We start from the raw sequence: 13,062 nt of genomic DNA on the forward strand, positions 1-13,062 counted from the left end.
CCACAACGGCCTTGAACCGCCTGGAGAAGCGGGCGTAGTGCGGTCCGGGCAGCGGAGGCGCATCAGAGGTCATGGAGCCGCATCCGTTCGATCGATCCACTCATGAGACGTCGGCAGGACGAGGCAGGTTCGATTGCCCTGCGGCAGCGCCTCACGCCACCAGCGCATCTTCATCGCCGTCGATGCCGCGCTGCGCGGCGAGCAGGCTTACGATCTCGGCATGGGGCCGCGCCTTGCTGAACAGAAAGCCCTGGCCTTCGTCGCAGCCCTCGGTGCGCAGACAGCTCAGTTCGGCTTCGGTCTCGACGCCCTCGGCGGTGATGGTGACGCCGAGGCCCTTCCCCAGGCTGACGATGGAGCGGATGATCGCCTGCGCCTCGCGATTAGCGCCGAGATCGCGCACGAAGGACTGGTCGATCTTGATCTTGTCGAAGGGGAAGCTGCGCAAATAGCTGAGGCTGGAATAGCCGGTGCCGAAATCGTCCATGGAGATGCGCACCCCGAGCGCGCGCAAGGCATGCAGCGTCGCCAGCACCTGCGCGCTCTTCTCCAGCAGCAGCGTTTCGGTGATCTCGAGCTCGAGCCGCCGCGGCGGCAGGCCGGAATGCTTCAAGGCGTCGGTGACGATCGAGAGCAGATTGCCGCTGCGGAACTGCAGCGGCGACAAATTCACGGCGACGCGGACGTCGTCCGGCCAGGCCGCCGCGTCCAGGCAGGCCCGCCGCAGCATCAACCCGCCGAGCGGATTGATCAGGCCGGTGTCCTCGGCGACCGGAATGAACTCGGCCGGCGAGACCATGCCGCGCTCGGCATGCGGCCAGCGCACCAGCGCCTCGAAGCCGGTGATACGGCCGCTCTGGAGGTCGATCAGCGGCTGGTAATAGGGGCGGAGCACGTCGTTCTGGATCGCGTCGCGCAGCTCGACCTCGATCTTGCGGCGGCTCTGCGCCTTCGCATCGAGCGCGGCCTCGAAGAAGGCGAAGGTGCCGCGCGAATCGGCCTTGGCGCGTGACAGCGCCATGTCGGCGCTCTTGAGCAGCTTTTCGGACTCGTCGCCGTCGCCCGGCGCCATCGCGATGCCGATCGAGGCGCCGATCACCACGGAATGGCCGTCGAGCAGATAGGGATCGGCGATGGCCTCGAGCAGGCGCTTGGCCAGCACAACCGCGTCTTCGGGCCGCGCCAGACCGCTCTGCACGATGGCGAACTCGTCGGAATTGAGCCGCGCCAGCGCGTCTTCCTCACGCAAGGTGGAGCGCAGCCGCTTGGCGACGCCGCGCAGCAGCTTGTCGCCGATCGCATGTCCCAGCGTGTCGTTGACCGACTTGAAACTGTCGAGCCCGAGGATGAGCAGCGCGACCTTGTCGGTGCTGCGCCGCGTGTGCAGCAGCATCTCGTCCACCTGCTGGCGCAGCAGATTGCGGTTGGGCAGGCCGGTCAACCCGTCATGCTGGGCCATGAAGGCGAGCCGCGCCTCGGCGCGCTTGCGCTCGGTGATGTCCATCAGCGCGAGCAGCACCGCGGGCCGCTCGGCATAAGTCAGTTCGCGGGAATAGATCGCAAGGTCGATCAGCGCGCCGTCGGCCTTGACGTGCTTCCAGGTGCGCCCGGCGTGCTCCTCGCCGGTGGGATCGGCGGTCCAGGGCGGCTCGCTGTCGAAGGCCTGCAGGGAGCGGATCGTCAGGCGCTCGAACTCGGCGCGGCTGTAGCCGTAATGCGCGACCGCGGCGTCGTTGACGCCGAGGATGCACTCGTCGTCCAGCGCGCAGACGATCATGGGCACGGGATTGCCGTCGAACAGCAGGCGGAACGAGGCCTCGCGCTGCTTCAATTCGGTGATGTCGACGCGCAGGCCGACCACGCCGCCGTCGTCGGTCAGGCGCTCGTCGATCAGGATGACGCGGCCGTCCGACAGCTTCTGCTCGTGGCGCGCGCCGGGCTGATACAGCCTTCGCAGGCGTTCGGCGATCCACTCGTCCTCGTGGCCGATGGCTTCGGGATAATCACCACGGGCGACGCCGATGCGGAGCGTATCCTCGAGACGCGCGCCCTCTTCGAACAGATCGGCGGTCTTGCTGTAGATCTCGGCGTATTTCTTGTTCCAGAGCACGTAGCGGCCGTCGGCATCGAGAAACACGATGCCCTGTGGCAGGATATCGACGGCCTGGCGCAGGCGCTCGTGGGATTTGCGCGCTTCCGCGATCGCGGCTTCCGCCTCGGCGCGGCTGCGCAGGACCTCGTCGCGCTCGGACAGGACGCGCGAGGCGCGCGCGAAGCGCGGCTTGCGCGGGGATTGGCCGGCCCGGGCAAGCACGCTTGGCTTTCGTTTTCTTGGTTTTCGAGACCCCAAACCCAACTTCACTCGTCCCAGTCGCGCCCAACGGCGCAAGTTTTGGGGCAAGTGTCTGAAAGAAAAGTAATCTTGGGTGGCCGCGCCGGCCGAGGCGCCGCCTTGCAAGCACGTCGAGCCCGGCTCTGGTGCCTGTTTGCGAGGCGCAAGCGGGCCAAGTGGCGCGCCAAACCCGCGGCTTCGTCGCAATCGACGAGACAGGTGGCACAAAAACGCGCGCTCTCCATGAATCAATTCCGAAGCCGGACGCGATTGCATACCGGAGGGAGACAATGCCGGTTCTTCGCTCGAATTTTGGTCAATGCAGGATACGGTTATTGCACCGTTAAGAATCGGGCTGCCGCTGCGAAAACACTACGACTTTCGAACAACCTCGTTGGCTTCTCCTGAGGTCGCCCGCCGGATTCTTAACCCCGAGGCGGGGTTAGGCTATAAGGGCTGCGCATGAGTCCCCGCCACATCGCCCCTCTCCTGCTCGTCATGACGCTCCTGGCCGCCGGCGGCGCGCTGGCCCAGGACAAGGGCAGCGTGAATCCGAAGCCGCTGCCGCCGCTGGCCAATCCCAACGACCCCGACCTCGCCGCGAAGGAACTGTTCGCGCGAAAACTGCTGCCGTCGAAGGGACCGGCCCATGTCATCGGCTCCTACACCAGGGGCTGCATCGGCGGCGCGGATCAGATGCCGGTCAACGGCGATCATTGGCAGGTGATGCGGCTGTCGCGCAACCGCAGCTACGGCCACCCCGACATGATCGCGCTGATCAAGCGGCTCGCGACCAAGGCGTACAAGGACGCGGGATGGCCGGGCATCCTGGTCGGCGACATCGCCCAGCCGCGCGGCGGCCCGGCGCTGTCGGGCCATGCCAGCCACCAGATCGGTCTCGATGCCGACATCTGGCTGACGCCGATGCCGGATCGCCGGCTCTCGCGCGAGGAGCGCGAGGACATGTCGGCGGTGATGATGGTGCGCCCCGACCGGCTCGACATCGACCCGAAAGTCTTCACCCCGAGCCATGTGCTGGTGCTGCGCGATGCGGCGCGGGAGCCGGCGGTGCAGCGCATCTTCGTCAATGCCGCGATCAAGAAGGCGCTGTGCCGCGAGGCCAAGGGCGACCGCGCCTGGCTGTCGAAGATCCGCCCCTGGTGGGGCCACGACTACCATTTCCACATCCGCATGCGCTGCCCCGCCGGTGCCGGCGAATGCGAGGGTCAGCCGTCGCAATCCGAGGACGAGGGCTGCAAGCCCGCCGACCTCGCCTATTGGTTCTCCGACGCCGTCCTGCACCCCAAGCCGCCGCCGGAGCCGCCGAAGCCGAAACCGCCGATGACGCTGGCGCAGATGCCGGCCGCCTGCAAGGCGGTGCTGCACGCAGGCGACGCGAAGCCGTAGGCTGCGCATGGGTGCTGTCGCCGCCCGATCGGTGTCATCCCCGCGAACGCGGGGATCCATGACCACAGGGTGTGGTTGTGACACGAGCTGGTAACTCCGAATCCCCGTAACCACAGCTGCCTGTGGCTATGGGTCCCGGATCGGCGCTCCGCTCAGGACAACGCTGCGCGTTGCCCGGCACTGCGCTTGTCCGGGACGACGACGGTGATGCGGCGCGCTTGTGGGGATGACGAACTCGTTGGTTGGTTCACGTCACAATGATGCGCTAAGATCGCCCTCGCCGCCCTGCCGTAAGCGCGCGGCATTCCCGGGACGCGCCTCCCAACAAGCCTGACCGCAAGCCCCGCCCCCTTCGCGTGGCCAACGATGGAAGTTCTCATGCGCGTCCTCACCCTCCTCGCCGCGCTTGCATTCGGCGCGACCTTGGCTCTTGCCGCTGAGGAGCCCAGCGGCTGCGACAAGTTCAAATGGCCGATCGAGCGGGAGCGCGCCGCGCTCACCGCGCCGGACCTTGCGAAGCTCGCATCGGGCAGCGAGCAGGCGGCCTTGCCGTCCTCGGCCATCTCGCTCGGGCTCGTCGCCCCAAGCGAGGCCAAACTGCCGACGCCGCCGGAGCGCGCACCAAAGGACGGCACCTTTGCCGGCTTCATGCGCATCAAGTCCGCCAAGGCCGGGCTCTACACGATCAGCCTGTCCGTCGGCGGCTGGATCGACCTGGTCCAGGACGGGCACGTCCTCAAGCCCGTCGCCTTCAGCGGTGCGACTGATTGCAGCGGTATCCGCAAGACCGTGAAATACGAGCTGTCGGCGCAGCCTTTCGTCCTGCAGGTCAGCGGCGCCAGGGACAATTCCGTCGCGATCGCGATCCTCCCCGTGCCATGACGCTGCTTGCCAGGCAAACAACCACCCTTTGACCTGAGGCCGCAGCCCCTGCTATCCTCTCCATTGCGATATCCCTGCCGGCCGTAAGCCGGAGCCGGGCCTCGTGGAGCAGCGCTTCCACCCGTCGCGACACCCCACCAACGCCAGTCCAGCGCGTGCTTTTTGCGTGCGCGGATTCGCACGGAGCGCTCCCCATGCTACGTATTTCAGGACTTTTCGCCGCTTTCGTGATCCTCGCGGGTGCGAGCCTGTCGCCGGCCGCCGCCGAGGACAAGACCATCACCATATTCGCCGCGGCCTCGATGAAGAACGCGCTCGACGAGGTCGATGCCGCCTACACCGCCAAGACCGGCGTCAAGTTCAGCGTCAGCTACGCCGCAAGCTCGGTGCTGGCCAAGCAGATCGAGCAGGGCGCGCCGGCCGATGCGTTCGTGTCCGCCGACATCGACTGGATGGACTACGCGATCGCCAAGAAGACCATCAACGAGCCTTCGAGAGCGAACCTGCTCGGCAACAGCATCGTGCTGATCGCGCCGAAGGATTCCAAGGTCGACAACGTCACCATCGCGCAAGGCTTCGACCTCGCAAAGCTCGCCGGCGACGGCAGGATCGCGACCGGCGACGTCAAATCGGTGCCGGTGGGCAAATATGCCAAGGCGGCGCTCGAGAAGCTCGGAGCCTGGCAGGCCGCCGAGCCGAAATTCGCGATGGCCGAGAGCGTGCGCGCCGCGCTGACGCTGGTGGCCCGCGGCGAGGCCAATCTCGGCATCGTCTATGCCACCGACGCCAAGGTCGAGCCCGGCGTCAAGATCGTCGGCACATTCCCGGCGGAGTCTCATCCCGCGATCATCTATCCCGTCGCCGCGACCACGACGGCCAAGGGCGAGACCAACGACTATCTCGCCTTCCTGCGCTCGACCGCGGCGAAAACCATTTTCGAAAAATACGGCTTCAAATTCCTGCTCAGTCCCTCGACCTGATGCGCGCGACCTGATCCTTCGTGTTCGACATCTCTCCCGCCGAATGGACCGCGATCCTGCTCTCGCTCAGGGTCGCGGTCATCGCAACGCTGGTGGCAACGCCATTCGGCATCGCGCTGGCGTGGCTGCTGGCGCGGCGTGATTTCTGGGGCAAGTCGGTGCTCGATGCCGTCGTGCACCTGCCGCTGGTGCTGCCGCCGGTCGTCACCGGCTATCTGCTGCTGCTCAGCTTCGGCCGGCGCGGCCTCGTCGGCGGCTTCCTCGCCGACTATCTCGGCATCGTGTTCTCGTTCCGCTGGACCGGCGCGGCACTGGCCTGCGGCGTGATGTCGTTTCCGCTGCTGGTGCGGCCGATGCGGCTGTCGATCGAGGCGATCGACCGCCGGCTCGAGCAGGCTGCCGAGACGCTCGGTGCGGCGCCGTGGAAGGTGTTCTTCACGGTGACGCTGCCGCTGGCGCTGCCAGGCGTGCTCGCCGGCATGGTGCTCGGCTTCGCCAAGGCGATCGGCGAGTTCGGCGCGACCATCACCTTCGTCTCCAACATTCCCGGCGAGACCCAGACGATTTCCTCGGCGATCTACTCGCTGATCCAGACACCGGACGGCGATGCCGCCGCGGGCCGGCTGGTCATCGTCTCGATCGTGCTGGCGCTGGGCGCACTGATCGCCGCGGAGTGGTTCGCCCGCCGCGCCACCGCGCGCTTGCACGGGAATTGACCATGCTGCGGGTCGACATCGAAAAACGGCTCGGCGAGTTCTCGCTGTCCGCAAGCTTCACCGGCGAAGGCCGCGTCATCGGCCTGTTCGGCGCCTCCGGCGCCGGCAAGACGTCGCTGGTCAACATGATCGCCGGGCTGCTGCGGCCCGACCGCGGCAGCATCGTGATCGACGGCGAGACCGTCGACGATACCGCCGCAGGCATCCATGTTCCCACGTATCGCCGCCGCATCGGCTATGTGTTTCAGGACGCGCGGCTGTTCCCGCATCTCAACGTCGCGCAGAATCTCGACTACGGCCGGCGCATGAGCGGCCTCGCGCCCGATCCTGCCCATCATCAGCGCATCATCGACCTGCTCGACATCGGCGCGCTGCAGGGCCGGCGCCCCGGGAAACTTTCCGGCGGCGAGCGCCAGCGCGTCGCGCTCGGTCGCGCGCTGCTGTCGAAGCCGCGCCTGTTGCTGCTCGACGAGCCGCTCGGCGCGCTCGACGAGGGCCGCAAGCTCGAGATCCTGCCCTATCTGGCGCGGCTGCGCGACGAGGCCAACGTACCGATGGTCTATGTCAGCCACGACGCCGCCGAGCTGCGCCAGCTCGCCACGCAGATCGTGATGCTGAAGCAGGGCCGCGTGACGAGTTTCGGTGGGGTGAAGGTGCTGGCGTGAAAGGGGTTTTGTAGCCAGGATGGAGCGAAGCGCAATCCGGGATTCTATCGCGCCGATACAGCAGCCCCGGATTGCGCTTCGCTCCATCCGGGCTACGCATTGTCGTCCAGGCGAACGCTTCCCTAAACCCCCGCCACCGACGTCCAGACATCCGCGAGCTTCCTCCGCAGCGCCTGCGTGCGCGTCAGCGGCGGCGGCGTCTCGTCTTCTTCCGGCAGGCGGAGGCCAACGACGTTGACGCGGCCGCCGGAGATGCTGCGCGCGACCAGCACGATCTCGTCGAGGGCAAGCTCGGCGCCCTCCTTCGGCGCGCGGTCGAGATGGACGTCGAAATAATCCGCGAGCGTGAGCTTGCCTTCGTCCTCGCCGACCTTCACGCCGTAGATCTCGGCGAGCTCGGCCAGCGTGTGCTCGGCCGAGACCATGAAGTCGCCGAGCAGATGCGGATCCGGCGCCGAGCTCGGCTGCATGTCGACGAAAAAGCGATCGAGCGACTCGGCCTTTTCCGGCGGTGCCAGCAGATAGATGTAATCGCCGGGCGCGACCGGATCGGCTTCCGCAGGCGTCAGGATGTTCTCGTTGCGGATCACCAGCGTCGGCTTTGACCAGGACGGGATCAGGCCGCGGCGGAAATACAGGCTCTTGGGCCGGACGGGATAACCGACCAGCTGCTGCTCGAGCTGGCCGGGCAGATCCAGCTCGACGCGGCGCGGGCCGCGCTCGGCGCGCGGCAGCGCGACATGCAGCTTGCGCGCCGCCGGCGCCAGGGTCCAGCCCTGCAGCAGCAGCGAGATGATGACGACGACGAAGGCGACGTCGAAATAGAGATAGGCCTTGGACAGGCCGACCAGCATGGGGATCGAGGCCAGGAAGATCGCGACCGCGCCGCGCAGGCCAGTCCAGGCGATGAAGATCTTTTCGCGCCAGTTGAAGCGGAACGGCGCCAGGCACACGAAGACGGCGATCGGCCGTGCCACCAGCATCAGCACGAATGCGACACCAACGGCCGGCAGCACGCTGGTGCCGAGCCGGCTCGGCGAGACCAGCAGGCCGAGCAGCACGAACATCACGATCTGCGCCAGCCAGGTCGCGGCATCGAGGAAGGCCACCACCTGGTTATGCGCGCGGGTCGGCCGGTTGCCGATGATGATGCCGGCGAGATAGACGGCGAGGAAGCCGGAGGCGTGCATCATCTGCGAGCCGCCGAAGATCACCAGCGCGGCCGTGGTCACGAACGGCGCATGCAGGCCCTGCGGCAGCGCCACCTTGTTGAGGGCGATGACGACGAGGCGTCCGCCGATGACGCCGACGATGGCGCCGAGGATCGCCTCCTGGACGAACTCCATCACGACGTGGCTGGCCGAGCTCGATCCCAGCGAGATGTATTCGACCAGCATCAAGGTGAGGAAGATCGCGAAGGGGTCGTTGGTACCGGATTCCGCCTCCAGCGTCGCGCCGACGCGCGGGCGCAGGCGCAGGCCCTGGGTGTGCACCAAGAGGAACACGGCCGCCGCGTCGGTGGAGGCCACGACGGCGCCGACCAGCAGCGATTCCGTCCAGTTGAGATCGAGCGCGAATTTGGCGAACGGCGCCGTGATCAGCGCGGTCAGGAGCACGCCGACCGTCGCCAGCACCACGGATGGCGCCAGCACGGTGCGGATGCTGGCGAAGCGCGTCCTGAGACCGCCGTCGAACAGGATCAGGGCCAGCGCCACCGAGCCGACCAGATAGGTGGTGCGGACGTCGTCGAACTGGAGCTGGCCGGGGCCGGAATCGCCGGCGAGCATGCCGACCGCGAGGAAGACCAGCAGCAAGGGCGCGCCGAAGCGGAGCGCAAGCAGGCTCGACAGGATGCCGGCCATGACGAGGACGGCGCCGAGCAATATGGCGAGGCTGACGGAGTCGAGAGAGGCCATCCACCTTCCGGGTTAAAGGAGCGGGAATGGCATCCTTATCGTCGGGGGACTCCTGCGCCAACCCATTTTCGCCTCTCGCGGCAATCTGCCCGTATTATACGGCCTTAACGTCCATCACATGCCGGTGTATCGATGGCCCGGCCGCGCCCTTTGTGGGATTCTGCGGCGCCCTCGAATCAATTCCTCCCCCGCTTGCCGACGAGACCGATGGACATGGACCTCAAGGACTTCATGGAGTTCGTGCAGACCACCGCGCGCAGCGTCGGGGCGGAAATCTCCTCGCCCTGGTTCTACCTGCAATTCGGCCTGATTCTGGCCGCGGCCGGCATTGCCTATGCCGCCGAGACCGCCGTCCGCAGCCGCATCGACATGACCTCGCTGGCGATCCGCTGGCCGCTGCCGCTCCGGCACTTCGCCCGGGTGATGGTCTCCAGCGCCTCGACGGCGGTGTTCACGCTGCTCGTGATCCTCTCCCGCTTCGTGATGTACCACGCGACCTGGCCGAGCCGCTCCTATCTGCTGATGGTCGCCGCCAAGCTCGGGCTGGCCTGGCTCGCGATCCGGCTCGTGACCTCGGTGCTGCGCAATGCCTTCATCGTCAAGCTGGTGTCGATCACGGCGTGGTTTCTCGCCGCGCTCTCGATCCTCGGCCAGCTCGACACGACGGTCGACCTGCTCGATTCCTATGCGATCGTGCTCGGCGGCCTCAGGCTGACCCCACTGCTGGTACTCAAGGCAGGCGCGCTCCTCCTCATCGCGCTGTGGGCCACCAACATCGCGAGCAACTTCGCCGAGAGCCGGATCAACGCGACCACCGATCTGACGCCATCGGTGCAGGTGCTGCTGGTCAAGATCATCCGCATCGGGCTGCTTGCCGTCGCGATCGTGATCGCGCTCGGCGCGGTCGGCATCGATCTTTCGGCGCTCGCGGTGTTCTCCGGCGCCGTCGGCGTCGGCATCGGTATCGGCCTGCAGAAGATCGTCGCCAATTTCATCTCGGGCATCATCCTGCTCGCCGACAAGTCGGTGAAGCCGGGCGACCTCGTCACCATCGGCGACAATACCGGCCGCATCAGTGCGATGAAGACGCGTTATATTTCCGTCGCCGCCGGCGACGGCCGCGAGTTCCTGGTGCCGAACGAGGATCTGGTGACGCAAAAAGTCGTCAACTGGACCTATACCGACAAGAACACGCTGGTGAAGATCGCCTTCGGCACCAATTACGACGCCGATCCCCGCCTCGTCTGCACGCTCGCCGCGGAGACCGCCGCCGCCCATCCGCGCGCGCAGAAGGGCAAGCCGCCGACCTGCATCCTGACCGAGTTCGCCGAAGCCGGGATGAAATTCTCGCTGACCTTCTGGATCGCCGACCCCGATGGCATGGACAAGGTCAGGAGCGACGTGATGCTGGGGCTGTGGGACGCCTTCAAGCACGAGGGCATCCGGGTTCCCTATCCCGTCCGCGAAATCCGCATCCGCGGCGGCGCGCTGCCGGTGGAAACCACCGTAGAAGTCCCGAATTAGGCCGCTTTCGGGCACCAGGGAGTAGGCTCGGCTTGCATGAAGGCCGGCAATCATTAAATTAGGGCCTGAAATCAAGCCTTTCCGCCGAAATCGAGATCAGCCCGAAAAGACCGCACAAGCATGAGCTACGTCGAAGCCACCGATACCTCGCTGCGCAAGACCGGACAGATCAAGCTGCATGGACCGGCCGCCTTTGCCGGCATGCGCAAGGCCGGCGCGCTGGTGGCGAAATGCCTCGACGAGCTCACCGACATCGTCGGACCGGGCGTGCCGACTTCGCGCATCGACGAATTCGTCCGCGACTTCGCCTTCAGCAACAATGCCTATCCGGCGACGCTGATGTATCGCGGCTATCGCTATTCGACCTGCACCTCGCTCAACCACGTGGTCTGCCACGGCATGCCCGGCGACCGTCCGCTAAAGGAGGGCGACGTCGTCAATATCGACGTCACCTTCATCGTCGACGGCTGGTACGGCGATTCCAGCCGGATGTATGCGGTCGGCCCGATCGCCCGCAAGGCCGAGCGGCTGATCGAGGTGACGTATGAAGCGATGATGCGCGGCATCGCCGCGGTGAAGCCCGGCGCCACCACCGGCGACATCGGCCACGCCATCCAGAGCTTCGTCGAGCCGCAGGGCATGAGCGTGGTGCGCGATTTCTGCGGCCATGGCCTCGGCCGCATGTTCCACGACGAGCCGAACATCATCCATATCGGCCGGCCCGGCGAAGGCGTTCAGCTCAAGCCCGGCATGTTCTTCACCATCGAGCCGATGATCAATCTCGGCAAGCCGCATGTGAAGATCCTCTCCGACGGCTGGACCGCCGTGACCCGCGACCGCTCGCTGTCGGCACAGTTCGAGCATTCGGTTGGCGTCACCGCCACGGGAGTCGAGATCTTCACGCTGTCGGAGCGGCATGGCGAGAAGCAGATCGGGTGATTCTCTCGCCGCAATCTTCCCGCTACCTCCCGCCGCGACGGCGGAATGACGACGGCGCCCTCTTGTAGGTCGCGGCAAAAGCATCGTTGAATCTGCGGACGCTGCCGAAACCGGCCGCAAAGGCAATCTCCGCCAAATTCATGTCGGTCTGGTCGATCAGGCGCTTGGCTTCCTGCACGCGCCGCGTTGCCGCGATCTCGCTCGGGCTCGCGCCGGCATGGCGCATGAACAGGCGCAGCAGGTGACGCGGCCCGACACCGAGGGCTTCCGCAAGCTCGGCCATCGACGCCCGGTCCAGAAAACCGTCATGGATCAGCCGCATGCCGCGTGCGACGGTGGTGGCCGTCCCCATCCAGGCCGGCGAGCCCGGCGCGGTTTCCGGCCGGCAGCGCAGGCACGGGCGAAAGCCGGCCCGCTCGGCAGCAGCCGCGGTCGCGTAGAAGGTGACGTTCTCCGAGCGCGCGGGGCGAACGGGACAGACCGGCCGGCAATAAATGCGCGTCGAGCGAACCCCGGAGAAGAACAGCCCGTCGAACGCGCGGGCACGCGCCAGCCGTGCCCGATCACAGGTCTCCCAGTCGAGATGCGGCGGCAGCGTCTGCCGCTCGGCTGAAGTCTTCACCATCACCAAATCATAGTTACGACGCAGCGCACCGAGTAGCCGAAATCGGACATCACCGGGCGATGAGGTCCGAATTCCGCCAGCCCGCACCGCGGCTCCGGATCATGGTGCCGATCCCAGGAGCAGATCGCATGAGCACACAGGCACGACACACGACGACCAATCTCACAATCGAAGTCGGGCTCCTGCTGTTGCTCTCGCTGATCTGGGGCAGCTCGTTCACACTCATCAAGCTTGTTGTCGCAACGGTACCGCCGTTCACGATGGTCGCCACCCGCGTGATCATCGCCGCGATGCTCCTGATCCTCATTGCGACCGCGCAGGGGCATTCCCCTCCTCGAGAGAAATCGGTCTGGACCGCCTTCTTCGTGCAGGGCCTCTTGCAGAGCGCGCTGCCCTTCACCTTGATCAGCTGGGGCGAGCTGCATATCGCGAGCGGGCTTGCCGGCGTGCTCAATGCGACCCCACCGATGTTCGTGCTGGCCATCGCTGTCATGACCGGGCGCGGACGGCAGGCGATCGGCGGACGGAAGATCGTCGGCGTTGCTCTCGGCCTTGCGGGCGTGGCCCTGACCCTCGGCATCGATGCGCTGTCCGGGATCGGCACGGCGGCACCACTGGCCCAGATCGCGGTGCTCGGCGCGAGCTTCTGCTACGCGCTCGCACCGATCTGGGGACAGCGGTTTTCGGGTCTGCCCGCGATCGTCACCGCAGCAGGGGCGATGAGCTGCGCCGCGGCGCTGATGCTGCCGACCGCCGCGGCTATCGAGCAGCCGTGGCGGCTGGCGCAGCCGCCCGCGCAGGCGATCGCAGCGGTGATCGCGCTCGGGGTGGTCTGCACCGCCCTGGCGATGGTGATCTATTTCCGCCTGATCCACACGCTCGGCCCGCTCGGCACGACCAGCGGCAGCTATCTGCGCGCAGGATTCGCCGTGGCACTCGGCACCGCCATTCTCGGCGAGCACTTGACCTGGTCCAGTCTTGCCGGAATGGCGCTCATTCTCGCCGGGGTGGTGGCGATCACGGTGCCCGCGCTCGCACCGACGCCGACCGGCGCGCAGCCCCGCAATTGACGGTTG

At 66.6% G+C, this 13,062-nt stretch carries 11 protein-coding genes; 8 read left to right on the forward strand and 3 right to left on the reverse strand.

The genetic code is table 11. The annotated features are described in order from the left end of the window. Window positions 1-151 precede the first annotated feature (151 nt). Window positions 152-2,314 carry a sensor domain-containing protein gene (locus SE92_RS20785; RefSeq protein ID WP_063197946.1) on the reverse strand — a complete coding sequence of 721 codons (2,163 nt, stop codon included), beginning with the start codon at window positions 2,312-2,314 and terminating at the stop codon, window positions 152-154. Window positions 2,315-2,794: 480 nt separating this feature from the next. Between SE92_RS20785 and mepA the strand changes: the two genes are divergently transcribed. From mepA to modC, 5 genes are all read left to right on the forward strand, one after another. After that, window positions 2,795-3,739, forward strand: a complete 945-nt coding sequence (mepA, locus tag SE92_RS20790; RefSeq protein ID WP_063197948.1) for a penicillin-insensitive murein endopeptidase — start codon at window positions 2,795-2,797, stop codon at window positions 3,737-3,739. Window positions 3,740-4,117: 378 nt separating this feature from the next. After that, on the forward strand, window positions 4,118-4,621 hold the full coding sequence (locus tag SE92_RS20795) for a hypothetical protein (RefSeq protein ID WP_063197950.1): 504 nt from the start codon (window positions 4,118-4,120) through the stop codon (window positions 4,619-4,621). A gap of 194 nt (window positions 4,622-4,815) precedes the next feature. Further along, entirely contained in the window at window positions 4,816-5,601 is a 786-nt protein-coding gene (gene modA / locus SE92_RS20800) for a molybdate ABC transporter substrate-binding protein (protein ID WP_063197951.1), read from the forward strand. A gap of 20 nt (window positions 5,602-5,621) precedes the next feature. Beyond that, window positions 5,622-6,317: a molybdate ABC transporter permease subunit gene (modB, locus tag SE92_RS20805; RefSeq protein WP_063197953.1), complete on the forward strand. Its 696-nt coding sequence runs from the start codon at window positions 5,622-5,624 to the stop codon at window positions 6,315-6,317. 2 nt (window positions 6,318-6,319) lie between these two features. After that, complete coding sequence (gene modC / locus SE92_RS20810) at window positions 6,320-6,982, forward strand: molybdenum ABC transporter ATP-binding protein (protein ID WP_063197955.1); 663 nt, start codon at window positions 6,320-6,322, stop codon at window positions 6,980-6,982. A 122-nt stretch (window positions 6,983-7,104) separates the two neighbouring features. Here the strand turns inward: modC and SE92_RS20815 are convergent, their stop codons facing one another. Then, complete coding sequence (locus SE92_RS20815) at window positions 7,105-8,898, reverse strand: potassium/proton antiporter (protein WP_063197956.1); 1,794 nt, start codon at window positions 8,896-8,898, stop codon at window positions 7,105-7,107. 207 nt (window positions 8,899-9,105) lie between these two features. On the opposite strand from SE92_RS20815, the gene SE92_RS20820 reads away from it, so the two are divergent. After that, window positions 9,106-10,422, forward strand: coding sequence for a mechanosensitive ion channel family protein (locus SE92_RS20820; RefSeq protein WP_063197958.1), 1,317 nt, complete (start codon window positions 9,106-9,108; stop codon window positions 10,420-10,422). Window positions 10,423-10,542: 120 nt separating this feature from the next. Next, window positions 10,543-11,361, forward strand: coding sequence for a type I methionyl aminopeptidase (gene map / locus SE92_RS20825; protein WP_063197960.1), 819 nt, complete (start codon window positions 10,543-10,545; stop codon window positions 11,359-11,361). Between the two features lie 22 nt (window positions 11,362-11,383). On the opposite strand, the gene SE92_RS20830 is transcribed toward map, so the two are convergent. Continuing rightward, window positions 11,384-11,986, reverse strand: coding sequence for a bifunctional transcriptional activator/DNA repair enzyme AdaA (locus SE92_RS20830; protein WP_063197961.1), 603 nt, complete (start codon window positions 11,984-11,986; stop codon window positions 11,384-11,386). 128 nt (window positions 11,987-12,114) lie between these two features. On the opposite strand from SE92_RS20830, the gene SE92_RS20835 reads away from it, so the two are divergent. Further along, a complete protein-coding gene (locus SE92_RS20835; RefSeq protein WP_063203671.1) occupies window positions 12,115-13,056 on the forward strand; it encodes a DMT family transporter in 942 nt (313 codons plus the stop codon). Window positions 13,057-13,062: the final 6 nt, after the last annotated feature.

Source organism: Bradyrhizobium sp. AT1, from assembly GCF_001590795.1.
Classification (GTDB): Bacteria; Pseudomonadota; Alphaproteobacteria; order Rhizobiales; family Xanthobacteraceae; genus Bradyrhizobium.